This window comes from Parafrankia discariae, from assembly GCF_000373365.1.
In the GTDB taxonomy this organism is placed as follows: domain Bacteria; phylum Actinomycetota; class Actinomycetes; order Frankiales; family Frankiaceae; genus Parafrankia; species Parafrankia discariae.
Genome location: NZ_KB891181.1, coordinates 39,376 through 64,671, shown reverse-complemented (window position 1 = coordinate 64,671; position 25,296 = coordinate 39,376). Strand labels below are relative to the sequence as shown.

The 25,296-nt window shown below is 72.7% G+C and carries 21 protein-coding genes; 9 read left to right on the top strand and 12 right to left on the bottom strand.

Translation table 11 applies throughout. From position 1 onward, the window contains the following. Positions 1–126 precede the first annotated feature (126 nt). From B056_RS0109945 to B056_RS0109935, 3 genes are all read right to left on the bottom strand, one after another. On the bottom strand, positions 127–3,858 hold the full coding sequence (locus B056_RS0109945) for an indolepyruvate ferredoxin oxidoreductase family protein (protein ID WP_018501716.1): 3,732 nt from the start codon (positions 3,856–3,858) through the stop codon (positions 127–129). Continuing rightward, complete coding sequence (locus tag B056_RS0109940; protein WP_018501715.1) at positions 3,855–5,135, bottom strand: amidohydrolase family protein; 1,281 nt, start codon at positions 5,133–5,135, stop codon at positions 3,855–3,857. The genes B056_RS0109945 and B056_RS0109940 overlap by 4 nt, the downstream gene beginning before the upstream one ends. A gap of 110 nt (positions 5,136–5,245) precedes the next feature. Further along, complete coding sequence (locus B056_RS0109935) at positions 5,246–6,322, bottom strand: Zn-dependent alcohol dehydrogenase (RefSeq protein WP_018501714.1); 1,077 nt, start codon at positions 6,320–6,322, stop codon at positions 5,246–5,248. Between the two features lie 235 nt (positions 6,323–6,557). Between B056_RS0109935 and B056_RS0109930 the strand changes: the two genes are divergently transcribed. Together B056_RS0109930 and B056_RS0109925 are read left to right on the top strand one after the other, a co-directional pair. Next, on the top strand, positions 6,558–7,373 hold the full coding sequence (locus tag B056_RS0109930) for an SDR family NAD(P)-dependent oxidoreductase (RefSeq protein ID WP_026239520.1): 816 nt from the start codon (positions 6,558–6,560) through the stop codon (positions 7,371–7,373). A 94-nt stretch (positions 7,374–7,467) separates the two neighbouring features. Continuing rightward, positions 7,468–7,659 carry a ferredoxin gene (locus tag B056_RS0109925; protein WP_018501712.1) on the top strand — a complete coding sequence of 64 codons (192 nt, stop codon included), beginning with the start codon at positions 7,468–7,470 and terminating at the stop codon, positions 7,657–7,659. A gap of 99 nt (positions 7,660–7,758) precedes the next feature. Here B056_RS0109925 and B056_RS0109920 read toward each other — a convergent pair whose 3' ends face one another. From B056_RS0109920 to B056_RS0109890, 7 genes are all read right to left on the bottom strand, one after another. Further along, positions 7,759–8,190, bottom strand: a complete 432-nt coding sequence (locus tag B056_RS0109920) for a nuclear transport factor 2 family protein (RefSeq protein ID WP_018501711.1) — start codon at positions 8,188–8,190, stop codon at positions 7,759–7,761. Between the two features lies 1 nt (position 8,191). Further along, positions 8,192–9,373, bottom strand: a complete 1,182-nt coding sequence (locus B056_RS0109915) for an aromatic ring-hydroxylating oxygenase subunit alpha (RefSeq protein WP_018501710.1) — start codon at positions 9,371–9,373, stop codon at positions 8,192–8,194. A 64-nt stretch (positions 9,374–9,437) separates the two neighbouring features. Beyond that, positions 9,438–10,643 (bottom strand): amidohydrolase family protein, encoded by a 1,206-nt coding sequence (locus tag B056_RS0109910; protein WP_018501709.1) that lies wholly within the window; start codon positions 10,641–10,643, stop codon positions 9,438–9,440. 135 nt (positions 10,644–10,778) lie between these two features. Further along, a complete protein-coding gene (locus tag B056_RS0109905; protein ID WP_018501708.1) occupies positions 10,779–11,963 on the bottom strand; it encodes an acyl-CoA dehydrogenase family protein in 1,185 nt (394 codons plus the stop codon). After that, positions 11,960–13,165 (bottom strand): acyl-CoA dehydrogenase family protein, encoded by a 1,206-nt coding sequence (locus B056_RS0109900; RefSeq protein WP_018501707.1) that lies wholly within the window; start codon positions 13,163–13,165, stop codon positions 11,960–11,962. The genes B056_RS0109905 and B056_RS0109900 overlap by 4 nt, the downstream gene beginning before the upstream one ends. After that, the gene (locus B056_RS0109895) at positions 13,162–14,253 is read right to left on the bottom strand and encodes an acyl-CoA dehydrogenase family protein (RefSeq protein WP_051105586.1); all 1,092 of its coding nucleotides are present in this window, start codon (positions 14,251–14,253) and stop codon (positions 13,162–13,164) included. Before B056_RS0109895 ends, B056_RS0109900 begins: the two co-directional genes overlap by 4 nt. 62 nt (positions 14,254–14,315) lie before the next feature. Beyond that, positions 14,316–15,464 carry an acyl-CoA dehydrogenase family protein gene (locus tag B056_RS0109890; RefSeq protein ID WP_018501705.1) on the bottom strand — a complete coding sequence of 383 codons (1,149 nt, stop codon included), beginning with the start codon at positions 15,462–15,464 and terminating at the stop codon, positions 14,316–14,318. Between the two features lie 71 nt (positions 15,465–15,535). On the opposite strand from B056_RS0109890, the gene B056_RS0109885 reads away from it, so the two are divergent. Next, positions 15,536–16,351: a FadR/GntR family transcriptional regulator gene (locus B056_RS0109885; RefSeq protein ID WP_018501704.1), complete on the top strand. Its 816-nt coding sequence runs from the start codon at positions 15,536–15,538 to the stop codon at positions 16,349–16,351. A gap of 45 nt (positions 16,352–16,396) precedes the next feature. On the opposite strand, the gene B056_RS0109880 is transcribed toward B056_RS0109885, so the two are convergent. Beyond that, positions 16,397–17,179 (bottom strand): SDR family NAD(P)-dependent oxidoreductase, encoded by a 783-nt coding sequence (locus B056_RS0109880; RefSeq protein ID WP_018501703.1) that lies wholly within the window; start codon positions 17,177–17,179, stop codon positions 16,397–16,399. Beyond that, a complete protein-coding gene (locus B056_RS0109875) occupies positions 17,176–18,879 on the bottom strand; it encodes an N-acyl-D-amino-acid deacylase family protein (protein ID WP_018501702.1) in 1,704 nt (567 codons plus the stop codon). Before B056_RS0109875 ends, B056_RS0109880 begins: the two co-directional genes overlap by 4 nt. A gap of 311 nt (positions 18,880–19,190) precedes the next feature. On the opposite strand from B056_RS0109875, the gene B056_RS0109870 reads away from it, so the two are divergent. The 6 genes from B056_RS0109870 to B056_RS42630 all read left to right on the top strand — a co-directional run bounded on the left by B056_RS0109870 (position 19,191) and on the right by B056_RS42630 (position 25,036). Next, positions 19,191–19,865 carry a TetR/AcrR family transcriptional regulator gene (locus B056_RS0109870; protein ID WP_018501701.1) on the top strand — a complete coding sequence of 225 codons (675 nt, stop codon included), beginning with the start codon at positions 19,191–19,193 and terminating at the stop codon, positions 19,863–19,865. A 173-nt stretch (positions 19,866–20,038) separates the two neighbouring features. Continuing rightward, positions 20,039–21,520, top strand: a complete 1,482-nt coding sequence (locus B056_RS0109865) for an aldehyde dehydrogenase (protein WP_020572422.1) — start codon at positions 20,039–20,041, stop codon at positions 21,518–21,520. A 119-nt stretch (positions 21,521–21,639) separates the two neighbouring features. Continuing rightward, positions 21,640–21,972 carry a DUF4286 family protein gene (locus B056_RS0109860; RefSeq protein WP_018501699.1) on the top strand — a complete coding sequence of 111 codons (333 nt, stop codon included), beginning with the start codon at positions 21,640–21,642 and terminating at the stop codon, positions 21,970–21,972. Positions 21,973–22,073: 101 nt separating this feature from the next. Continuing rightward, positions 22,074–23,582, top strand: a complete 1,509-nt coding sequence (locus B056_RS0109855) for an aldehyde dehydrogenase family protein (RefSeq protein WP_018501698.1) — start codon at positions 22,074–22,076, stop codon at positions 23,580–23,582. An 84-nt stretch (positions 23,583–23,666) separates the two neighbouring features. Beyond that, complete coding sequence (locus B056_RS0109850; RefSeq protein WP_018501697.1) at positions 23,667–24,893, top strand: cytochrome P450; 1,227 nt, start codon at positions 23,667–23,669, stop codon at positions 24,891–24,893. Next, on the top strand, positions 24,890–25,036 hold the full coding sequence (locus B056_RS42630; protein ID WP_018501696.1) for a hypothetical protein: 147 nt from the start codon (positions 24,890–24,892) through the stop codon (positions 25,034–25,036). The genes B056_RS0109850 and B056_RS42630 overlap by 4 nt, the downstream gene beginning before the upstream one ends. Positions 25,037–25,296 lie beyond the last annotated feature (260 nt).

The following is a 25,296-nucleotide window of genomic DNA, read 5'->3' as shown; positions in this document are numbered from 1 at the left end:
GACTGTTCACCGGTCGACGACCGCTCACCGACTGCCTGCGCTCACTGATTGCCGGCACTCACCGACTGCCGGTGCTCACTCACTATCGGTGCTCATTGAATGTCAGCGCTTATTGAATGTCAGCGCTCACCGGTCGCCGGCGGCGGCCGGGACCAGTTCGCGCCGCAGCTGGGCGACCTCGGCGCGCCACCGCTCCACGGCGGCCTCCTTGATCTCCGCGTAGCCCTTGACCGCCTGCACGGACTCGGCGGCCCGGACCAACGTCTCGTAGGGGACGGCGGACCCGGCCGGGTCCGGTCGGACCAGGTCGGTGATCAGCGCCTCGTACTCCGCGATCACCGCGCGCTCGGTGCGGCGGTCGGGGTCGTAGCCGAAGAGGTCGAAGGGCGTCCCGCGCAGCCGCTTCAGCGCCCGCAGGCCGTGGAACGCGACGGCGTAGGGCCAGCCCATCGGCAGCTTCCTCGACACGCCCAGCCGGCGCAGGGCCGGCGGGTGGAGGTGGTAGGTCACCTTGTACGGGCCGTCGATGCCGAGGTCACGCGCGACGTCGTCGTAGTCGGTCCTCAGGTGCAGCCGGGCGACCTCGTACTCGTCCTTGTAGGTGAGGACCTTGTGCCAGGAGTCGGCGACCGCCCGGGTGAGCTCCCACCCCCTGGCCTCGTCATCGCGCGCCGACGCCTGCTCGACCAGGCCGAGGAAGCGCCGCGCCAGCGAGTCGCCCGAGTAGTCGATCACCTGGGCGGCCCGGCGGACCAGCAGGTCACGCAGCGCCGGGGGCGGCGGGCGCTCGGCGACGAGCGCCGCCGCGCGGGCCAGCGCCGCCGGCGACGGGTCGGTGAGGCTGGGCTGCCTGCCCGGTGCCGGCCCGGCGCCGGTGGTCCCGCTGCCAGCGGACCCCGCACCCGCGGGCCCGGCGAGGCTGGCCTCGGCGGCCGCCGGGTCGTGCGCGGCCCAGCGGCCCCACTCGAAGGCCTCCCGGTTCTTCGCCGCGGCCCGGCCCTGCCGGCGCATCGCGTGCTCGACGTCGTCCAGCGTGAACGGCAGCCCGCCGAGCTGGAAGGCGGCGCCGAGCAGGACGACGTTGCCGAGGAGCTGGTCGGCGAACACCCGCTCGGCGATCCGCCGCCCGGCGATGAAGGCGACCCGCTCGGGGCCGACCTGGTCGGTGATCGCCCGGCGCAGCTGCGCGTCGTCGGGCGCGGTCACGCCGCCCTGGAGCATCGGCGTGGTCGGGGTCAGCTCGGTCTCGACGACCGCCACGGTGTGGCCGGGGCGGACCCGTTCCAGCTGCGGCCCGCCGGCGGCCTGCAGGATGTCGCCGGAGAGGTAGAGGTCGGCCCCGCCCGGGCCGACCGTCGCCGAGCCGATCTCGGCCCTGGTCGCCGCCAGGTGCAGGTGGGAGACCACGGCCCCGGCCTTCTGCGACAGGCCGGTCTGGTCCACACCGCCGACGACGAGGCCGGCCGACTCGGCCGCGGCCGCGAGGATCCGGCTGGCGGTGATGATGCCCGTCCCGCCGATGCCGGTGACGTAGATGCCGTACTGGCCGTCGACGCCCGGGTTGGCGGGCACCGGCAGGGTGCCGGCGGGCAGCGCCGGCCGCGCCGACCCCGACCCGCCTGTCCCGCCGGCCGCGCCATCGGTCCCGCCGGCCGCCGCGGCCCGCCTGGCCTTCGCCGCGCGGCGGGCCTGACGCTGCGCCGGGGATCTCGTCCACGGCCAGGTCCGCGACCGGGGCTGCACGGTGACGAAGGACGGGCAGTCGCCGTCCAGGCAGGTGTAGTCGCGGTTGCAGGACAGGTCGTCGACGCGCCGCTTCACGCCGAGCTCGGTCTCCACCGGGAGCACCGACAGGCAGTTGCTCTTGGCGCCGCAGTCGCCGCAGCCCTCGCAGACGGCCTCGTTGATGACGACCCGCCGGGGCGGCTCGGGCAGCAGCCCGCGTTTGCGCAGCCGCCGCGACTCCGCCGCGCAGCGCTGGTCGTAGATGATCACGCTGACGCCGGCCACGCCCCGCAGTTCCTCCTGCACCTCCGGGAGGTGGTCCCGCCCGAGCACCCTGACGCCCGGCGCCCAGCGGGCCCGGCGGCCGTAGCGCTTCGGATCCTCGGCGCACACCACGACGCGGCGCACGCCCTCGGCCTCCAGCGCCCGGGTCATCGCCGGGACGTCCATCAGCCCGACGACGTCCTGGCCGCCGGTCATGGCGACCGCGGTGTTGTACAGGATCTTGAACGTGACGGCGACCCCGGCGGCGACGCTCGCCCGGATCGCCAGGATGCCCGAATGGCTCAGCGTGCCGTCGCCGAGGTTCTGGATGAGGTGCGGCTCGTCGACGAACGGCGCCAGCCCGATCCACGGCACGCCCTCGGCGCCCATCGGGGTCGGCGGCAGGCTGGTCATGCCCTGGTGCCGGGTCTCGAAGTACATGATCCCGTGGCAGCCGACGCCGCCGCCGACGAGGGCGCCGTCCGGGAAGACCGTCGAGCGGTTGTGCGGGCAGCCGCTGCAGAAGCCCGGCGGGCGGGACGGCAGCGCGAGCAGCGGCAGCGCCGTCCGCCGCGGCTCGTCGCGCCGGCCGGCGGCCAGCGCCGGGCGGACCCGGACGAGGGCCCTGCCGACCGCGGCCGGGTCCAGCTCACCGACCGTCGACAGCAGCGCGCGCCCGTCCAGGTCCTTCTTGCCGGCGACGGGAGCCGTGATCCCGGCCTGGTGCAGGATCGAGCGCAGCTGCGTCTCGACGAACGGCCGCTTCTCCTCGACGACGAGGATCTCCTCGACCGACCGGGCGAACTCGACGACGGTGCTCTCGACCACCGGGTACGTCATCGCCAGCTTGAGCACGCGGACCCCGGCCGCGGCCAGGTCGCCGGGGCGGACACCGAGATCGGCGAACGCCTGGACCACGTCGAAGTACGTCTTGCCGGCGCACACGACGCCCAGCGGCGCGCCCGGCCCGGCGCCGACCACCCGGTCCAGGCCGTTGTGCCGGACGTAGGCCTGCGCGGCGCGCAGCCGGTGGTCGACGACGAGCGCCTCCTGGCCGGGCACCGCGTGCGGACCGACCTTGGCCTGCGGCCGGTGCCGCCACGGCACGCCGTCGACCAGGATGTCCTCGGGATCCTCCGGGGTGTGCCGGGCAAGGTCGAGGTCGACGCTGCCGATGCCGTCCGCCACCGCCGTGACGATCTTCATTCCCACCCAGGAGCCGCCGTACCGGGACAGCCGGTAGGCGTGCACGCCCAGGTCGAGGACCTCCTGCTGGTCACCGGGATACAGCACCGGGACGCAGGCGTCCTCAAACGTGTACTGGCTGTCGCAGGGCAGCGTGGACGACTTGGCGGTCGGGTCGTCGCCGCAGAACATCACGACGCCGCCGTTCGGGCCGGCGCCCATGGCGTTGGCGTGCCGCAGGACGTCCCCGCACCGGTCGAGGCCCGGGGTCTTGCCGTACCAGGCGCCGACGACGCCGTCGACGCCGGCGTAGCCGCTGACCGCGCCCATCTGGCTGCCCCACACCACGGCGGCGCCGAGCTCCTCGTTCAGCCCCGGCCGGTGCAGGACGCGGTGCTCGGCCAGCTGGTCGCCGAGCTTGTCCAGGGTCAGGTCGAACGTGCCCAGCGGCGAGCCCGGATAGCCCGACACCATCGTCGCGGTGGTCAGGCCGTCGCGGGCGTCCAGCCGCTCGCGCAGCACGAGCAGGCGCGCCACGGTCTCGACGCCCGAGAGCAGCGCCGCAGCGGGCGGGGCGGGCACGGGGGGCTCGGCCGCAGGCGGATCGGCGACGAGCGGCCCCTCCGACGGGGACGCCTCGATCACGTCACCGGCCGCCGCGGGCTCGCCGGTCACCCCGGTCACGGGAACATCCGCGGGTTCACATACGCGAACTCCCCGCCCTTGACCACCGCGCGGCGGCGGTCGGGATCCTGCAGCACGGTGATGTCGACGAGCGGGTCGCCGTCGACGATCAGCAGGTCGGCGAGGTGACCCGCGCGGACCTGGCCGACATCCAGGCCCACCAGCGGGCCCAGGTTCCGGGTCGCCGTGTCGATCGCCTCCTGCGGTGACATGCCGACCAGCTCCACGTAACGCTGCAGCTCGGCCGCGTAGGTGCCGTGCCTCGTCCACTGGTGGCCGAAGTCGCCGCCGGCCAGGATGCGGATGCCCGCCGCGCGCAGCAGGCCGATGCCCTCGACCTGGGCGCGGAACTCCCTCTCGTAGCCCGAGCGCTCGATCTTCTCCGCGGTGACGCCCCAGGGCTCGGCGTGGCCGCTGACCATGGCGTACAGGTAGTGCAGGCCGGGGCACACCCAGACGTCGTCCCGGCGGGCCTCGAGCTCGCGCACCGCCTTGTCGTCGAGGAAGCAGGCGTGGTGGATGACCCGGACCCCGGTGCGCGCCGCCATCGCGACGCTGTCCGACCCGCGGGCGTGCACCGTGATGAACGCCCCGTACCGGTCGGCCTCGTCGACGGCCGCGGCCAGCATCTCGTCGTTCATGTAGAGGTCGTCGGAAGGGTACTCGGGGACGATGCCGTCCCCGGAGACGAACAGTTTCAGCGCCCTGACGCCGGTGTCGCACTGGCGGGAGACGGCCTCGCGGAGGTCCCGGGCGTCGGAGACGACGGTGGTCATCCCGGTGTCCGCGCTGATCGCGCCCCGCTCGGTGATCATCGTGCCGCTCGGGACGACCCGCGGGCCGGGGATGAGGCCCCGCTCGATCGCGTCCCTGGTGCGCACGTCGTCGAGCGGCTGGGAGACACCGGCCCCGACGACGAGGGTGTAGCCGCTCTCCAGGAACGTCCGGGCCACGGCGGCGACGTCGAGCGCGTGCGGCGCGGCCGGCGCGTTCGCGACGGCGACGTGGTCGAAGACGAAGTCGAGCGGCCAGCTCATGTGCACGTGGGCGTCGCCGAGCCCGGGTAAGACGGTCGCCCCGTGCAGGTCGACGACCCGGGCCGAGCCCGAGTCGATCTCGATCCGCCCCGCCGCCACCCGCGCGATCCGGTCGCCCTCGATCAGGAGGTCACCGTCGGCGATGACAGCCGGCCCGGTGCCGGTGCCGGGAGCGGAGTCGGTGCCGGGAGCGGAGCAGGTGATTATCTTCGCGTTCCGGATCAGAGTGCGATCGGTCATATTCGCCTTTCCTCCCGACACGTCGGCGGCGCGCCCGCCGCCCCGGCGGCGAACCCCGTTCCGAGGGTCACCCGCGGTCGCCCCTCGGCGCCACCTTCCGACGACCGCCGCTAGATGATCACGGTCCGGGTGCCCTCGGCGCGGTCGAGCAGGGCGATGCCCTCGTTGATGTCGTCCAGCCGGATCCGGTTGGACACCATCGCGCCCAGGTCGAGCCGGCCGGTCTCGGCCAGCCGGATGAACCGCGGCAGGTCACGCAGGATCTGGGCACCGCCGACCACGGAACCGGCGAGCCGCTTGCCGGAGAAGATCGCCGAGATGGCCGGCAGGGTCAGGGTCGCCGTCGTGGACGGCATGCCGACCAGCGTGACCACCCCCTGCTTACGGGCCATGTCGAAGGCCTGCACCATCAGGTCGGGCAGCCCGACGACCTCGAAGCTGAAGTCCACCCCGCGCCCCTCGGTCAGCGCGCGCACCTGCTCGACCGGGTCGGCCCGCGCCGGGTCGACCACATGGGTGGCACCGGCCCGCAGGCTGGCCTCCCGGCGGCCGGGCACGAGGTCGACACCGATGATGGTGGCCGCCCCCGAGATGCGCGCGCCCTGGATCACCGACTGCCCGACCCCGCCACAGCCGATCACCGCGACGGACGAGCCGGGGGTCACCCCGGCGGTGATGAGGGCCGCGCCGAGCCCGGTGGTCACCCCGCAGCCGAGCAGCGCCAGTTCCTCGTCGGCCAGGTCGGTGGCGGTCGGCACGACCGAGGCCTCGTCGACCACCATCGCCTCGGCGAACGTGCCGCAGCCGCACACGGCGGCCGCCGTGCGGCCGTCGGCCAGGGTGAACCGCGGCGCCGCCTTGACCGGCCCGCCGAGCTCACAGTGGTTCGACATGCCGTTGACGCACCACCAGCAGGTGCCGCAGGCCGGCGAGACGGCGGCGAGCACCCGCTGGCCGACCTTCACCCGGCGGACCTCGGCGCCCACCTCCTCGACCACACCGCACGCCTCGTGACCGGGAACGATCGGCAGCGGCAGCGGCGACTGCCCGTTGATGACGTGGAGATCGGTGTGGCAGATACCGCTCGCGGCGATGCGCACGAGCACATCCCGCGGGCCCACGGCAGGCTGGTCGAGATCCTCGACTACCAGCGGCTTCCCGGCCTCGTACGCGACGGCGACCCGCACCGGCGACCCTCCTGTCAGCACCGCCGGCCCCAGGGATCGTGACGGGGGCCGCGCGCAACGCCGAGGATATTCAGTAACCGCTCACTCCACAAGAGGCTCGCCGACAGGCCTGCTTATATTGCGCCCAGCTCCGCTCTGGGCAGGTAAGTATGTGAGCACCCTGTTAGCATGGCGCCCTACGGATCCGTCCCTGGCGTGCCGGGCCCGGCGCGACGACGTCGATCGTGAGGTTCTCGTGGGATCGTTGGATGGCCGCGTAGCCATAGTCACCGGCGCCAGTCGCGGGATCGGGTCGCGCGTCGCGACGCGCCTGGCCGCGGAGGGGGCCGCGGTCGCGCTGGTCGCGCGCACGGTCGACGCGGGTACCTCCCGGCTGCCCGGCTCGATCACCGAGGTGATCGAGAGCATCAGGGCCGGCGGCGGTCACGCCGTCGCCGTTCCCGCCGACCTCACCGCGCCCGACGACGTCGAGACGATCATCGAGCGCGCGCAGGCGGCCGTCGGCCCGGCCGACATTCTGGTCAACAACGCCGGGGTCAACTTCTACGGGCCGGCGCTCGACATCCCGCCGCGCCGTTACGGGCTGATGTTCCAGATGATGGTCCACACCCCGTTCCGGCTCTGCCAGCTGGTGGTTCCCGGAATGGTCAGCCGCGGGCAGGGCTGGATCGTGAACATCACGTCAAAACAGGCCCGGCACCCGATCGGCCCGCCCTATCCGGAGTGGGCCAGCGACGGGTGCGTCCCGTACGGCATGTGCAAGGCCGCGCTGGATCGGCTGTCCACCGGTCTGGCCGCGGAGCTGGCGGGCACCGGGGTGGCCGTGAACGCGCTCGGGACGTCCGGGCTGGTCATGACGCCCGGCGTCGCCGCCGTCTCGCCGCACACCCCGGACAACGCCCCGGTGGAGCCGGACGAGGCCATGGCCGAGGCGGCCCTGCTGCTGTGCAGCGGGAACCCCGCCGAGTTGACCGGGCGTATCACCTACAGCATGGAATACCTTGGCAGGCCGTTCCCGGACGGGCCGTGGGCCCTGTCCGCCACGTTCTGACCGGACACCACGCTTTCCGGCCGACCCGGCGGCACGGCCGCCACCGGGCCACGAGCGAAACGGCCGCCACCGGGCCACGAGCGAAGGAGGACCTGTGCGTATCGAGGTCGACCCGGACCGCTGTGAGGGTCACGCGCGTTGTTGGGACATCAGCCCCGGCGTCTTCGAGTTGGACGAGCAGGGCCACGGCACGGTCATCCTGTCGGAGATCCCGGCGGAGCTGGCCGAACAGGCGGCGGACGCCGCCCGCAACTGCCCGGAGCGCGCGATCACCATCAGCGACTGAACCGGAACAGCGACTGAACCGGAACCGGCCCGCCGACCCGTGCTGTCACGGGTCGGCGGGCCGGTTCCGGTTCCGGGTGGACTCAGCCGGGTGGTGGACTCAGCGGGCGCCAGATGCCCCGGGCCGGTCGAGTGTCCCGAGCAGCAGATGGGTGTCCTGCTGGAAAACCCGGATCTCGCGGACCAGCCCGGCCGTCACCGTGATCAGCTCGACGACGTCGACCGTCGCCGAGCGGCCGGTGGACGTCGCCGTCCAGGTCTGTGTGGTCAGCTGGACGACCAGGTCACCGCATCCGGAGATCCTGGGTGGGCTGATCACCCGGGTCCAGTACCGGCCGAACTCGACGCCCATCCGGCGCGCGCCGGCGTGGCCCTCGTACCAGCCGCCGTGCGGCAGGGACGCGGGCTGCTGCATCCGGATCTCCGGGTCGAACAGCGCGAACGCCCCGGCCGCGTCGGCGGCCAGGAACCGCCGCGCCAGCTCCTCGACGATCGCGACGGGGTCCTTCTCCTCGGCCTCCTCGGCGCTCACGTCACTTCCCGCCGGCCGGCGCGGCCCGGCGCTCCCGGTACGCCCGGATCGTCTCGGTGAAGCCCCGGTGCAGGTGCTGTGGAGCCGGCTCGTTGCGCCCGAACACCACCGTGTCGACGATCCCGGCCCGCAGGCCGGGCTCCGTGCGGCCGGCGACCCAGAAGTCCTCGCCGTCCACCACCGTCTCGCAGATCCACGGTGCCATGTCGACGGCCTTGGTCCGCTCCTCGGCGGACAGCCCGGGACGCAGGTAGACCGAGTGCAGGACCCGCGACGTGGTGCTGTCGACGGGCAGGATCTGCCACAGCTCGACGTGCCGGCTGTCGAAAGTCAGACAGGTGTTGGGGAACAGCGAGTACTGCGGGCTGAAGTGCTGCGTCACATCTCCCCACTCGCTTTCCGGGGTGTCGCGCAGCGCGTCGATGGAACGCAGCGCCGAGGCGTTGCGCAGGTGCCGCCCCAGCGGGTCGAAGGTCAGCACCCCGCCGTAGGCGTAGGTGCGCAGCGTCTTCCGGTGCAGGTAGTTGAAGTGGTAGTTCTCCCGGAAGGTGTCGAGGGTGACCTTCCAGTTCGCGGTGACCTCGTGCGGGTGCGGCTCGCTGTGCTGCTCCCAGCCCGCGAAGTCGAGCATCTCCAGCTCGCCGGCCAGCCGCGGGCCGAGGTAGTCGTCGATGTCGAGCGGCTGGCCGGGGCGCAGCCGCCCGACGATGAGCCCGTAGCCCTCGGCGACCGGGAGCTCGACGAGGCCCTTGTCCGCCAGGCACATCCCGTCGAAGTACTCGGCCGAGGGCACCCCGACCAACCGGCCCGTGTTGTCGTAGCTCCAGGAGTGGAACGGGCAGCTGAACCGCGCGGCCTTGCCCGCGCCGTCGACGAGCCGCACGCCGCGGTGCCGGCAGACGTTCGCCAGCGCCCGCACCTGGCCCGTGGCGTCCCTGGTCAGCAGGATCGGCGTCCCGAGGATGTCGACCGTGCGGTAGGAGTCCGGTCCGACCAGGGCGCCGGAGAGGCTCAGCACGATCGGCTGGTCGAGGAAGAGCGCCTCGACCTCCTCGCGGTGGTACTCGGCCGAGTAGATGTCCGTCGACACCTCGAGGACCGACTCCGCCTGGTCGGTGGTCCGGTTCTCGATGTGGTCGATCAGCCGGCGCACCAGCTCGTGGTCGAAAGCCTCTCGGTCCACGCCCCACTCCCGTCGTTCTGACGATTCTCCGCGGCCTCCGGCGCCGGTGAGACGCCGGAGAACCTCAGAGCGTGATGGTTGCCGGGTCCGCGGGCGTGAAGTTGTAGACGCGCGCGGCGTTTCCGATCGTGATTTTGTGCTGGACCTCGTCGGAGAGGTGCCCGAGCCAGCCGCCGGCCAGCTTCACGGTGTCCGGCCAGGTGGAGTCCGAGTGCGGATAGTCGCACTCGAGCATCACATTGTCCTCGCCGATGATGTCGAGCAGACGGACGCCGGCCTGATCCTCGATGAAGGTGCCGAAGACATGGTCGGCGAAGAGCTGGCGAATGTTGGTGTCGAGGTTGAACTTCGCCTCGCCCTTGGTCTCGCCGCGCTCGTGCGAGGCGTTCATGTCGATGTCGAACCGGGACGCCCAGAACCGCTGCTTGTCGATGACCTGTTCGGCCCGCTCCAGGAAGTACGGAATCCAGCCGATCGAGCCTTCGGAAAGAGCGATCTTGAGGTTCGGGAACCGGTCGAAGATGCCACTGAACAGCCAGTCCAGCAACGTGCCGGCCTGGTTCGCCGCCGCCGAGTAGGCCATGAAGGCCAGCGTCGGCATGTCCGGCGAGGTGCGGATCAGGTTGGACGACGACCCGACGTGCATCGAGATCACATAGCCGGTCTCGTTGCAGGCCTCGAGCATCGGGTCCCAGAAGTCGGTGTGGATCGACGGGAGCCCGAGCTTGGTCGGGTTCTCCGAGAAGGCGATCGACCGGCCGCCGCGCGCCGCCGTCCGCCGGATCTCGGCCGCCGCGGCCACCGGGTCCCACAGCGGGATGATCATCATGGGGATGAAGCGGCCGGGGTAGGCCGCGCCGAACTCCTCCAGGATGAAGTCGTTCCACGCCTGCACGCAGAGCAGCCCGAGCTCCTTGTCCTTGGCCTCGTGGAAGACCTGGCCGCAGTAGCGCGGGAACGACGGGAACAGGATCGAGGACAGCACGTTGCCCTGGTTCATGTCCGCCACCCGGGCCGCGGGCTCGTAGCAGCCGGGCCGCATGTCCTCGTACGAGATCGGCTCCGGCGAGAACTCCTCGCGGGTCTTGCCCGCCACGGCGTTGAGGCCGGTGGTGACGATCTGGCGGTCCTCGTAGACCCAGAACTCCGACTTGCCGTCCCGCACGATGCGGGGCCCGGTGTCGCGCCAGCGCCGCGGCAGGCGCTCCTGCCACAGCCGCGCCGGCTCGATGAGGTGGTCGTCGACCGAAACGAACCAGCTGAACGACACAAGTCCTCCCTGACTTCGACACAAGGGAGCGCAGCCATAAGAAAGCGAACGCTCACCTATATCGTAGCTCAGGGTGCGCCCGGAGCACCAGGGGAGCCGCCGGACCGGTCGACACCCGGTCCGGCGGGCCTTCCTCTAGTCGGTGCCCGAGTCGTCCGCCGGCTCGGCGAAGCGCGCGGCGAGGCGGGCACGGTGCGCGGCGGGCCCGCCGAACAGCGCCCGGTTCAGCAGCGCCCGCTTGAGGTAGACGTGGACGCCGCCCTCCCAGGTGTATCCGATTCCGCCATGCAGCTGCATGGCCTGGCCGGCGACGTCGACCGCGGCCGCGCCGACGTAGGACTTCGCCCGCGACACCGCCACCGAGGCGTCCGGGGCGTCGGATGCCACCGCCGCCACGCCCGCCGCGAGCAGCTCCCGGCCCACCGAGATCCGCACGAACATGTCGGCGCAGGCGTGCTTCACCGCCTGGAACGACCCGATCGGACGTCCGAACTGCCGCCGGGTGCCGGCGTAGTCGACGGTGGCCTCGAGCATCGCCTCCGCCAGGCCGAGGCTGTCGCAGGCCACGGCCAGCGCCGCGCGGTCCAGCAGGCGGCGGACGGACCCGGCCGGGTCCGCGCCGAACCGCCACACCGACTCGGCGCCCACCACCGCCCCGTCCACCGCGACGGTGCCCAGGCCGCGGGTCTCGTCGACCACCGGCTGCCCGGTCACGGTGACTCCGGGGTCACCCAGTCGGACCCGCACCACCACGGGCTCGCCCGCCGGGTCGAGGGCCACCAGGAGCAGCTGGTCGGCCTTGACCGCGTCGAGCACGAAGCCGGAGCCACCGTCGACCCGTACATCCCCGCCGGCCCCGGGCGCCGCCGGGCGGAGGTGGAACGGGATGGTGACGTCGTCGCCGGCTGGCAGCGCGACGGCGAGGCGCTGGTCGCCGGCGGCCACGGCGCCGAGCAGTTCGTCCCGGCCGGCGCCGGGCGCGAGCAGGCGCAGCGCGCCGACCCCGAGCACGGCCGAGCCGAGATAGCCGGTGCTGGCGGCGGCCCGGCCGATCTCGTGCAGGACGACCGCGACCTCGGCGAAGGTCGCGCCGGCGCCGTCGAGCTCCTCGGGCACCTCCAGCCCCAGCCAGCCGGAGCCGGCCAGCAGCGACCAGTCCACCGGGACGGGCGCCTCGTCGGCACCGGTGTGGCCGGTGGTCTTGCGCAGGATGTCGCGCGCCACGTCACGCAGCTCGCGGTGCAGCTCGCGCAGGTCATCCACCTCCTGCGGCCCGCCCGCGGCGCCCGCGGCATCCCCGGTGCCCGTTCCGGCGCTCATGCCGGCACCACCGGCTCACGGGGCAGGCCGAGCCCGCGCTCACCGATGATCGTGCGCTGGATCTCGCTGGTGCCGCCGGGGATCGTCCACTCCCAGGAGCCGATGAAGTCCAGCACCCAGGCCCCCGACTCCCAGCCGCTGGACGCCGGCTTGCGCAGCTCGGTGTGCGCCGGCAGCCCGGTGACCTCGACCGCGAAGTCCATCGTCCGCTGCAGCAGTTCGCTGTAGTAGAGCTTGACGACCGAGGCGTCCGCCGGGCCGGCGGTGCCGGCCTCGTGCCGCTCGACCAGCCCCAGGCACAGCGCCCGCAGACCGGCGATCTCGGTCTCCAGCTCGGCGAGGCGGTCCTGCACCCGGGGATCGTCGACGAGCCGCCCCCCGCCGGGCGCCGGCCCGCGGCAGGCCTCGACCAGCCAGCGGAACCCGGCGTTGCCGAGGCGTTCGGCCAGTTCGAGCATCGTCATCCCCCGCTCGGCGCTGAGCGTCGCCTGCGCCACCTGCCAGCCCTGGTTCACCGGGCCGACCAGGTTCTCCGCCGGGATCACCACCCCGTTGAGGAAGATCTCGCAGAAGTGCGACTCGCCGGCCGCGTTGCGCACCGGACGGACGTCCAGCCCGGGTGAGCGCATGTCCATCAGGAAGTAGGAGATCCCGCGCCGCTTGGGCGCGGCGGGATCGGTGCGGGCCAGCAGCAGGCACCAGTCGGCGTGCGCGGCCCCGCTGGCCCACAGCTTCTGCCCGTCGACGACGAAACCGTCACCCTCGCGGCGCGCGGTGGTGCGCAGGCCGGCCAGGTCGGAGCCGGCCTCCGGCTCGGAGAAGCCCTGCACCCAGATCTCGCCGTCGAGGATCGCCGGCAGGTGCCGGGCCCGCTGCTCGGCGGTGCCCGCGGCGAGCAGCGTCGAGGCGGCGTGGTGGATGGAGACGAAGCCGAGCACCAGCCGCGGCGCGTCGTGGGCGGCCAGCTCCTGGTAGAGCACCACCTGCCGGGCGGCCGACATGCCGCCGCCCCACTCCGCGGGCCAGTGCGGGACGGCGTAGCCACCCGAGCGCAGCTCCTGGAACCAGGACTGCTGGAAGGCCACGAACTCCGCGTCGCCGGCGAGCGTCTGCGCCCGCCGCCAGTCGGCCGGCACGTGCTCCCGGCACCACTGACGGACCTCGGCGCGGAACTCCGTCAGGTCCTCGGTGGACGTGTTCATCGCGGCTGCCCTTCCTCGCCGAGGCCCGCGCCGGCACCCGCGCCGGAACGGGCCGCGGACCAGGACCCGGACCCGGCGAACGGGCCGGACAGGCCCGCCCGGCCGATCCGGCGGGTCAGGTGGTCACGGGTCGCCGACAGGCTCAGCGGATGGCGGCGCACCGGCTGGCTGTAACGGGAGATCCACGACAGCGTGGTCTCGTCGCAGAAGCCCATAGCGCCGTGCAGCTGATGGGTCACCCGGAACACCAGGTCGGCGGCCTCCAGAGCGGCGAGCCGGAGCGCGAGCGCGTCCTCGACGGCGTCCCCGTGGCCGGCCTGGATGCTCCACAGCGCGAACTTGGCCAGCTCCTCGACCCCGACCCGCTCGACCTCGGCGTCGGTCAGCTGGAACTGCACGCCCTGGAACCGGGCGAGCGGCTGGCCGAACTGCTGGCGGGCGAGGACGTGCGCCCGGGTCAGGTCGAGCGCGCGGTCGAGCATGCCGAGCAGCGTCCAGACCGGCAGCACCAGCCCGAGCGCGGCGTCCGCGAGGCCGTCGGCGGTGGCCGCGGCGCCGGCTTCGGTACCGGCCTCGGTACCGGTCTCAACGGCGATCTCGGCGGCGGAAGCCGGTTCGAGTTCGAGCTCGGCGACGAAGGCGCCGTACCGGGGCCCCTCCGCCGGCGGGCGGGCCGTGGCCACGCCGCGGCGCCCGTCCAGGGTCACTGTCGACCAGCGCGGGCCGAGCCCGGCGACCGCGGCCGCCGGGGTCGGCCCGCTTCCGGCGCCGGTCCCGGTCCCGGGGGCGACGACCAGGCCGGCCGTGGAGCCGTCCGCCGGCCGGCACAGCCGTTCGGCCAGCGGGTAGGGCAGCGCCCACCAGCCGGCGGCCCGGCAGAGCGCGGCCGCGGCCTCCAGCTCGTCGCCGCCGGCGCGCGGGTCGAGCTCCCAGGCGCCGATCTCGACCAGCAGCGGCTCGATCAGGCCGCCCCGCTTCTCCGGCTCCCACTCGGCGGCCTGGACGAGCTCGTCGCCGCCGGCCGCCTCGAAGGCGCGCAGGGCCGTCCGGCCGTACTCGGTGGCCTCGTCACTCAGCTCGGTGTTCATGTCCGTACTCCTGACGGTGGCCGTGGCCGCCCCCGCGGCCGTGGCCGCGCCCAGGACGGCGGTCATGACGCCGCCAGCAGGGCGCGCGCCATCAGGATCCGCTGCATCTCCACGCTGCCCGAGGCCACGGTGGCCGACACCGAGTAGCGCCGATGGTCGGCGACCGCCCGGCGGAACCGGCGGCCCTCCTCGTCGGGCAGGGACGCCTCGGCGACGATGTCCATGAGCACCTCCGCGCTCTCCTGGTCCAGCCGGGTCACCGCGATCCGGTAGGCGGCCGAGTCGTCCGGCCGGATCCGGCCGCTGGCCTGCAGCGACACGACGCGGTAGGCGAGCAGCCGAGCCCGCCGGGCGTGCACGAGCATCCGGGCCCACCGGCCGCGCAGCTCCCCCGGCAGGTTCTCCCACTGGTCACCGAGCACGACGGGCGCGGCCTGCAGCAGCCGCTCGACCCGGGCGTAGCGGGCGATGCCCACCCGCTCGAAGGCCAGCACCTCCTGGACGAGCGCCCAGCCCTCGTCCACGGTGCCGAGCACGTCCGCCTCGGTCACCCGCAGCTCGTCGAAGAACACCTCGTTGAGATGGTGCGGGCCGATCATGCTGGCGATGGGCCGGACCTCGATCGCCGGGTCGGACATCGGCACCAGGAAGACGGTGAGGCCCTGCTGGCGGCGGGCGCCCCTGGACGTCCGGGCCAGCAGGAAGCACCACTGCGCCATGGTGGCGTAGGACGTCCAGACCTTCTGGCCGGTGACGCGCCAGCCGTCGCCGTCGCGGCGGGCGGTGGTGCGCAGGGAGGCCAGGTCGGAGCCCGCCTCGGGCTCGCTGAAGCCCTGGCACCAGATCACCTCGCCGCGGGAGATCGGGGGCAGGTGGCGGGCCTGCTGCTCGGCCGTGCCGTGCCGCATGATCGTCGGCCCGACCCAGTTGACGCCCATGTACTGCGCGCCGCGCGGCTCGTGCAGGGCCCACATCTCCTCGCGGACGGCCATCTGCTCCCACGGGGACGACTCGCGCCCGCCGAACTCGCGGGGCCAGGCCATGCACAGCAGTTCGCGCTCCGCGAGCGTCCGACAGAACGCCTGGGCGACCTCGAGGTCAGCGGGGTCGGCGGTGAAGGCACCGAGGAAGTCGGGTGGCACGTGTTCGCGGACCAGCTGACGAAGCTCCTGGCGCAGCGTCGCCACGCCCTCGCCCATCTCGTACTCCATGGTCCGGAAAATTAGTCCGAATCGCGTCAACCTTCAATACTTATAAAGATAACGAGCGGTATGCTCACAAGGTGTCGATCAGTCGCCGCGGGCGTGTCTCGCAGGTCCGGATCGCCGAGACCGTGGCCGCGGCCCTGCGCGCGCGCATCCTCGCCGGCGACGGGACGGACGGCTACCAGCTCCCGACCCAGGACCAGCTCGTCCAGGAGTTCGGGGTGAGCTATCCGTCCGTGCGGGAGGCCATCCGGATCCTGGAGACCGAGGGCCTGGTCACCGTGCGGCGCGGCAAGGTCGGCGGCGCCGAGGTGCACCGCCCGGACGAGGCGTCCGCCGCCTACCATCTCGGGCTCGCGCTGCAGGCCGGCCGGGTCACCCTGGGCGACCTGGCCACCGGGCTGCAGACCCTCGAGCCGCTGTGCGCCGCGCAGTGCGCGGCGGCGCCGGACCGGCACGAGCGGATCGTCCCCGTGCTGCGGGCGAACGTCGAGGCCACCGCCGGGTCCGTGGGCACCGGCAGCGCGTTCACACAGGCCGCCCGCGAGTTCCACGAGCTCGTCGTCGCGCTCACCCCGAACGCCACGATCCGCCACATCGTCAGCAGCCTGGTGGCGCTGTGGTCCGCCCAGGAGCAGGCCTGGGCCGAGTCGGCCGCCAGCCGGGGGGCGTACCCCGGCGAGGTCGAGGCCGAGCAGGTCGTCCGCACGCACCGGCGGATCCTCACCGAGATCGCGGCCGGCCACGCGCCGGCGGCCGAGCGCATCACCCGCGCCCACCTCACCGCCTCACAGGCCTACCTCCTCGACAGGTTCGACGACAGCGTGGTCACCGTCACCGACGCGAGGTCCCGGCAGACGGACGCCGTCCCGAACCCCATCTGGCGCGTCTAGCCCGGACGTACGTCGCGCCCGGGCCAGCACGCCGAACGTGGACGGTCAGCGGGCCGTCCAGCCGCCGTCCACCGCGATGGTCTGGCCGGTCACGTACCGGCCCGCGTCGCTGACCAGCCACAGGACGGCGCCGAGGAAGTCCTCGACCCGGCCGTCGCCGGGCAGCGGGGTGTTGCGCCGCAGCCAGTTCTGGCCGCGTTCGGTGTCGTAGAGGCTGTCGGTGATCTCGCTGCGGAAGAAGCCCGGGGCGATGGTGTTGACCCGGATCTCGTGCCGGGCCCACTGGACGGCCAGCTCGGCGGTGAGCCCGGACAGCCCCGCCTTGCTCGCCGCGTACGACGCCTGCGGGATGCCCGGGATGCCGACGATGCCGCTGATCGACGAGATGTTGACCACCGAGCCGCGCCCGGCCGCCTTCATGTGCGGGAACACCGCCTGGCTGAGCCGGAGCGGGGCCACCAGGTTCAGCGCCAGGGTCCGGTTGATGGCGTCGATCGGCTCGCTCTCGGCGCGCTCCTCGCTGAGGCGGGCGCCGGCGGCGTTCACCAGGATCTCCGGCCCGCCGAGCTCGGCGGCGACCTGCGGCACCACCGCGTCGACCTGCTCCGGGTCGAGCAGGTCGGCGCCGACGGCCAGGCCGCCCAGCTCCTCGGCGAGCGCGAGGAGCCGGTCGCGGCGGCGGGCCACCACGGCCACCCGGGCACCGGCCGTGGCCAGTGCTCGCGCGATGCCCGCGCCGAGGCCGGACGACGCGCCGGTCACCACCGCGACCCGGTCCTTGAGGGCGAACAGGTCGAACAACCCGAACTGGTCGGGAACCGCTGTCATGCGGTCACGATCCGTCCCGGACGCTCCTCGGTCAACTCATCCCCCTCGATCAGGACACGGCCGTTGACGAGGGTGTAGTCGTAACCCCGCGCACGCTGCACGAACCGGTTCGCCCCGTGCGGGAGGTCCGCGAGCATCTCGGGGGCGTCCAGGTCGAGCCGATCAAGATCGATCACGTTGACGTCGGCGAACGCGCCGGGCCGCAGGACGCCCCGGTCGGCGATCCCGAACAGCTCGGCGCCCTCGGCGCTCAGCTTGCGCACCGCCGTGCCGACGTCGAGCAGGCCCCGCTCCCGCACCCAGTGCCGCAGCAGGAAGGTGGGCTGCCCCGCGTCCATGGTGAGGGCCACGTGCGCGCCCGCGTCCCCGACGCCGACGACGACGTCCGGATTCGTGATCATCGCGGCCACGGCGGCGAGGTCCTGGTTGAGCACCGGGTAGTAGAGCAGCCCGCGGCCGTCGGTCGCCAGGGTGAAGTCGAGGAACGCCGCCGCCGGGCTGCCCCCGCGCCGCGCCGCCTCGGCCGCGAGGCTGTTGCCCGGGTCGACGTCGTAACGCGCCGGGCCGGGCGGGAGCAGGTACAGCTTCGCCGGGTCCTTCGGTGCCAGCGGGCCGGACAGCTCGACCGGGTTCTCCGCCTCCTCGACCAGCGCGCGGCGCACCTCGGCGTCGCGCAGCGCCGCGAGCCGCTCCGCCCACGGCCGCGCCATGAACTTCCCCCAGCCCGGCAGCGCGTCGTACGGCGTGCGGCCGACGAGCCCGTAGAGGATGCCGCTGCCGCGGGCCGCGGTCTGCGGGCGCAGGTCGGCGCCGCGGCCACGGGCGGCGGACACCTCGTCCATCACCCACGACCACAGGCCGGGCCGGCGGTCACTCTGCATGATCGCGAAAGTGAGCGGGCGCCCCGAGGCGCGGCTCACCTCCTCCATCCAGGCCAGCTCGGCGACGGAGTTCTGCCGCTCCGGTCCGTCGCGCTCGCCGATGCGGGGGACGACCTCGATCGTGCCGCGCCCGCGCGAGGCGAGCGCCCCGGCGATCGCGGCGAGCTCCGCCTGCAGGGCGTACGTGCCCGGCACGGCGCGGCCGTCCGGCACGGTGTGCATGAAGCTGCGCGAGGTCGAGAAGCCGAGCGCGCCGCCGTCGATCGCCTCGCCGACGACCGCCGCCATCTTCGCGATGTCCTCGTCGGTCGCGGGGGCCTCGTCCAGGCCGCGCGGGCCCATGACGTAGTAGCGCAGCGCGCAGTGGCCGATCATGCCGCCGACGTTGACGCCGAGCCGCCGGCGGCCGAGCGCCTTCAGGTAGTCGCCGTAGCTCTCCCAGCTCCAGTCGACCCCGTCCATGATCGTGTCAGCCGGGATGTCCTCGACGGACTCCATCATCTCGGCGAGGTAGCGCTGCTCACCCGGCCGCACCGGCGCGAACGTGACGCCGCAGTTGCCCAGGACGACGCTGGTCACGCCGTGCCACGAGGACGGGCTGGCCACCGGGTCCCAGAACAGCTGGGCGTCGAGGTGGGTGTGGATGTCGACGAAGCCCGGGGTCACCAGGCGCCCGCGGGCGTCGATCCGGCGGCGGCCGGGCTCGCTCACCGCGCCGACCGCGGTGACCCGCTCCCCGTCGATCGCCACGTCCGCGCGGCGGGGCGCGGAACCGGACCCGTCGACCACCTCGCCGCCATAGATCACGATGTCGTGCATGGCATCCGTTCCTCCGGTCCGCCGGACGGGCGGTCGACAGATAAGTAAGCCCTCATTCATCAAAAATGCTAGGGAGGCCCGACGTCTCCGTCAAGCGGCACGGAGGCCGCCCGCGGGTCGCCCGGGCCGGCCCCGGCCCGCCGACCCGGGACACGGACATGAATGCCGCGGGCGACAGTGACGCACCTGACACCGAAAACACGGAGAAGCGGCGTTTCCCGGCGCCGACGATTCACCCGACTGAAGTAGTGTACGTTCATTCACCAGCTGTAGCGCCGGGCAGCTGTGGCACAGGCACGCCGGGAGGAACCATGGCCGAGCAGGTAGCCCACTCCCCCGACGCCGCCGGGTCGCAACGGCCTCGCCGGCTCACCGCCGAGGCCCGCAAGCGCTCGATCCTGAAGGCCGCCCGCCAGGCCTTCATCGAGACGGGCGACATGAACGGCACGACCATCAAGACGATCGCCGAGCGCGGCGGAATCAGCGAAGGCGTGATCTACCGCCATTTCGAGAGCAAGGACCAGCTCTTCTACGAGGCCGTGGTCGAGCCGCTGCGCGAGGCCGTGGACGAGCTCGTCGCCGCGACCGAGGTCGTCGATCTCGAGGAGCCGCTGACCCCCGAGCGGCAGCTGCAGACGATGAACGGCCTCTACCGCCAGCTCATCTCCACCCTGGAGGAAGTCCTCCCGCTGCTGGGCCTGGTGCTCTTCGGCGACCCGAAGGTCGGCCGGCGCTTCTACCGCAAGCACTTCGCCGTGGCGATGGACCGGCTCGCCGACGCCTGGCGCGACGTCGAGGACCGCTACGGGTTCGAGTTCGAGTCGCCCGACCTCTCCGCCCGCGCGGTGATGGGCATCGCCCTCGTCCTGGCCATGGAGAGTCGCCACAACGACCTGTTCAACCGCGATCGGGCGGTCACCCTGATCAGCGAGAGCACGATCAAGGGCTTCTTCCCCGCGATCGAGCCCTCCCGCCGCCGCCGCTGACCCCCCGGCCGCCGCACCCACCGGCCACTCCGGGGCGCCATTAGCGAGTAAGTGCTCACATGGTTGATAGGGTCAGCCACCAGCGCGGACCACACCAAAGAAGATCAACCTAAGCTAGCGAGCACTCGCTCATGGTGTTAGGCTCCGCCGAGAGTCACCCCCAGGGAGGCACTGTGCGTGACCGGCTGATGTACCGGGATGCGTTCTTCATCAACGGAACGTGGGCCGCGCCGGCCGGCTCCGGGACTCTGGACGTCGTGTCGCCCTCGACCGAGCAGGTCGTCGGCGCGTTACCCGAAGCCACCCGCGAGGACATGGACCGGGCGGTCCGCGCCGCGCGTGACGCCTTCGAGCACGGCCCCTGGCCGCGCATGTCCGCCGCCGAGCGGGCCGACGTCCTCGCCCGGGCCGCCGAGGCCCTGCGCAAGCACGAGTCCGAGATCGCCCAGGTCACCACCGACGAGATGGGCTGCGCCACCAGCCAGGCCAGGGCCGCCCAGACCGGCCTGGTCGCCCCCGTCTTCGACTACTACAGCGAACTGGTCCGCACCTACGAGTTCGAGCGGACCGTGCTGGCCGGTGACCGCGGCGCCCTGGTCACGCAGGAGCCGGTCGGCGTCATCGCCGCGATCGTGCCCTGGAACGCTCCGGTCACGCTGGCCGCGTGGAAGACCGCGCCGGCGCTGGCCGCCGGCTGCACGGTCGTCCTCAAGCCGGCACCCGAGGCCCCGCTGAGCAACTTCGTCCTCGCCGACGCGATGGACGAGGCGGGTGTCCCGCCCGGCGTGGTCAACGTCGTCCCCGGCGGCCGTGAGGTCGGCGAGTACCTGGTCACCCATCCGGACGTCGCCAAGGTCGCGTTCACCGGGTCCACGGCGGCCGGTCAGCGGATCATGAGCCTGTGCGGCGAGGCCGTCCGGCGGGTGTCCCTCGAACTGGGCGGCAAGTCGGCCTCGATCCTGGTCGACGACGCCGACTTCGACACGGTCGTCCCGGCCGTCGTGCGTGGCGGCATGCACCTCTCCGGCCAGGTCTGCGGTGCGCACACCCGTGTCCTGGTGCCGCGGTCGCGCTACGGGAAGGTGCTCGAGATCGCCGGCGCGGCCGCCGAGGGCGTCTCGGTCGGCGACCCGCACGACCCGTCCGTCTTCGTCGGCCCCCTCGTCGCCGAGCGGCAGCGCACCCGGGTCGAGGGCTACATCGAGGGCGCGGTGCGGGACGGCGCCCGGGTGGTCGCCGGCGGCGTCCGCCCGGCGCACCTGCCGCGCGGCTGGTACGTCGCGCCGACCATCATCGGCGACGTCGACAACACCATGCGGATCGCCCGGGAGGAGATCTTCGGGCCGGTCCTCTGCTTCCTCCCCTACGACGACCTCGATGACGCCGTCCGCATCGCGAACGACTCGCAGTACGGGCTGTCCGGCGGCGTGTGGTCGGCCGACCCGGCGCGCGGCGTGGCGGTCGCCCGGCGCATCCGCACCGGCAGCGTGGCCGTCAACGGCGCCTACCCGCCGTTCCCCCTGGTGCCCTTCGGCGGGTTCAAGCAGTCCGGTCTCGGCCGCGAGCTCGGTCCCGAGGGTCTGGCCGGCTTCCTGGAGACCCGCAGCATCGGTCTTCCCGCGGCGCTGGTGGCGGCGTCCCGGCCGACCCCGTGACTTCGGGAAACGTCTCATGCCGGGAGAGCACGGCTTAGCATCCACCTCGTCCGGGATGCCGATGCTTTCCGACGCGGAGAACCGTCCCGGGCGGCCGCCAACGACACCGGGAGGATCGCGTGCCGAAGGGCATTCTGGTCGTGCAGACCCGTCCCGTCTCCGCCGAGCGCGAGGACGAGTACAACAAGTGGTATTCCGAGGAGCACGTCCCCGACATTCTCAAGATCCCCGGTTTTGTGGGCGCGCGCCGCTACCGGGTTCGCGACACCGCCGATGTGCAGGCCGATCCGGGGACGCCCGAGTACATCACCATCTACGAGATCGAGGCTGACGACCTCGCCACGCCGCTGCGGGACCTGCGGACCTCCTCGAACGAGGGCCGGGTCCGGCGCAGCACCTCACTGCAGACCGACCCGCCGCCGCTGCGGACCTTCTACGAGCTCCTCGACTAGCACCGGCCGCGCCGGCCGGCCCCGGCGCCCACGCGTCGGGGCCGGCCGGATCACCAACAGTCCCAGATCACCAACAGTCCCCGTCGCCAAGAGGAGAACCGGTGTCGACACTCACGCCCCCCGACGCGGTGGCCCTCCCGTTCCTCGACGGCGGGCCACGACGGCTGCTGATCGGCGGCGAATGGACCGGGGCGGCCTCCGGCCGGACCTTTCCCAGTATCAACCCGTCCACCGGCGAGACGCTGACCGAGATCGCCGAGGGCGGCGCCGCGGACGTCGACCGGGCCGTCGCCGCGGCCCGCGCCGCCTTCGAGGGCCCGTGGCGGCGCCTGCTCCCCAGCGAACGGCAGGACCTGATCTGGGCGTTCGCGGACGCCGTCACGGCACATCAGGAGGAGCTGAAGCTACTCGAAGCGCTCGACATGGGCGCGCCGATCGGGCGCCGCCGGCCCGGTACGAAGCCGGGCTCCTCCTGGGAGGCCGGCGTCCTGCGTTACTTCGCCGGCTGGGTCACCAAGATCCACGGCGAGACCATCCCGAACTCGATCCCGCGCGAGGTCCTCAGCTACACGCTCAAGGAGCCGATCGGGGTGGTCGCCGCGATCGTGCCCTGGAACCGGCCGGTCAGCAACGCCATCTGGAAGATCGCGCCCGTGCTCGCCGCGGGCTGCACGATGGTGCTCAAGCCGGCCGAGGAGGCCAGCCTGGCCGCGCTGCGGCTCGGTGAGCTGCTCACCGAGGTCGGGCTGCCGCCCGGCGTGGTGAACATCGTGACCGGCCCCGGCGAGACGGCGGGCGCCGCCCTGGCCGCGCACCCGGACGTCGACAAGGTGGCCTTCACCGGGTCCACGACGACGGGGCGGCACATCGTGCGGGCGGCGGCCGGCAACCTGAAGCGGGTCTCCCTGGAGCTGGGCGGCAAGTCGCCCGATGTGGTCTTCGCCGACGCGGACCTGGAGCGGGCGGTGCCCGGCGCGGCGATGGCGGTGTTCACCAACTCCGGCCAGATCTGCTGCGCGGGCACCCGCATCTTCGTCGAGCGGTCGATCCACGACGAGTTCGTCGAGCGGGTCGCCGCGTTCGCCGCGAACCTGCGGGTCGGCAACAGCCTCGACCCGCAGACCAGGATCGGGCCGCTGGTCTCGGCCGAGCAGCTCAAGCGCGTCGTCGGCTACCTGGACCTCTCCCGGGAGGAGGGCGCGCGCGCCGCGACCGGCGGTGCCCGCGTCGAGACCGACGACCTGGCCCGGGGCTACTTCGTCGCACCCACCGTCCTCACCGACGTGCACGACGGGATGCGGGTGGTCCGGGAGGAGATCTTCGGCCCGGTCGCCTGCGTCCTGCCCTTCGACTCGGTCGAAGAGGTGACGGCCCGCGCCAACGACACCGAGTTCGGCCTGGCCGGCGGGGTGTGGACCCGGGACGTCGGCAAGGCCCACCGGCTGGCCCGCGACCTGCGGGCCGGCACGGTGTGGGTGAACAACTTCAACCTCATGGACCCCGCCGTCCCCTTCGGGGGCTACAAGGCCAGCGGCTGGGGCCGGGAGATGGGGCACCAGGCGCTCGACGAGTACCTCAACGTCAAGTCGGTCTGGATCGACACGGCCTGATCCGGACGGCCTGATCCGGTCCGGCCGGGTGCGGGCGCCCTGGTGGAAACGACACGACCACCCGTGAACGTCTCGGAGAGAGGGATGAACCAGATGCCCACGCCAGCCGCCGCCGCCCCGATGCCCGACGAATGGTGCCTGAAGGACTTCGACCATCTCTCGACCGACCTCGCGGCCGTCTTCCCCGAGACGATGGACCGGATGCGGAACTTATGCCCGGTCACACACACCGGGCAGCACGGTGGCTTCTGGGTGGTGACGAAGTACGGGGACGTCCTCGACGTCGCCCAGGACTGGGAGTCGTTCAGCTCCGCCCACGGCCTGGCGATCCCGCCGAGCACGACGCACGTCCGCAACATCCCGGTCGAGGTCGACCCGCCGGAGCAGCGCGTCTACAAGAGGCTGGTCAACTCGCACTTCACGCCGAAGGCGATCGCCGGCTGGGAGGCCCCGTCACGCGCGCTCGTCACCGACCTCATCGACGAGTTCATCGAGCGCGGCGAGTGCGAGTTCATGGACGACTTCGCCCGCCCCTTCCCGAGCCTGTCGTTCTTCAAGTTCGCGTTGGACGCCCCCACCGAGGATCTCGACAAGGTCTCCTTCCTCGCGTCCAAGGCCTCCCTGCCCAACGATCCACAGGGCAAGGAGTGCTGGGCCGGGCTCTCCGAGTGGATCAACGACTTCGTCGAGCGGCGGCGGGCCCGCCCACCCCGCGGTGACGTTGTCGACGCCCTGCTCAAGGCGGAGTTCGAGGGCCGACCGCTCACCCAGCAGGAGATCGTCGGCATCGTCCAGCTCGTCATCCTGGGCGGGCTGGAGACGACGGCCGGCGCACTCGGTCTGATGCTGCTGCGTTTCACCCGGCAGCCGGAGATCCCCGCCTACCTGCGCGCGCACCCCGAGCGGATTCCCGCCGGGGTGGAGGAGCTGCTGCGCCTCGACGGGCCGTTCATCGCGATCGCCCGGACCGCCACCCGGGACATCGAGCTGAACGGAAAGCGGATCAGCAAGGGCGACCGGGTCCTCATCTACTGGGCCTCGGCCAACCACGACGACGCCGAGTTCCCGAACCCGAAGGCCTTCGACGTCGACCGCTCACCGAACCGCCATCTCGCGTTCGGCGCCGGGCCGCACCGCTGCCTCGGCTCGAACGTCGCCCGGCTGAACCTGCGGATCGCCCTCGAGGAACTGCTGCGGCGGATGGACGACATCCGCCTCCGCGAGGACGCCGACATCCATTTCCATTCGACGCTCACCCGGGCGCCCCTGCATCTCCCCATCACCTTCACCCCCCGCAGAATTGACCGGTGACGACGGATGACCCCGTGGAGAACGCCCTGCTGGTCGATGACGTCCTGGACAATCCGGTCTGGGCGGCACTGACCGGACCACACGCCTCGTTCGCCGAGGCCGACAGACGGGCGCGGCGGCGGGCGCGGACCCGGACATCGTGATGCTCGGCGCCGACGACGTCCCCGAGATGCTCGACCTGACAGGGACAATGCGGCGATCAGACGAAATGCCAGGCGCGCGTCACTGGCCCGGCGATGTCCACGGTGACCGTGTCTCCCTGACTCGCGGCGACCTGGCCGAGCCGGTACGGGTAGGCCCAGGAGTGCCGTGGTACCCATCGCGGTGGCGAGCCAGCCAGCCGACGTCATCGCCGAGCAGGTTGCGGCACAGATCGAGAACGCTCCAGCCAGGGCACGGGCGT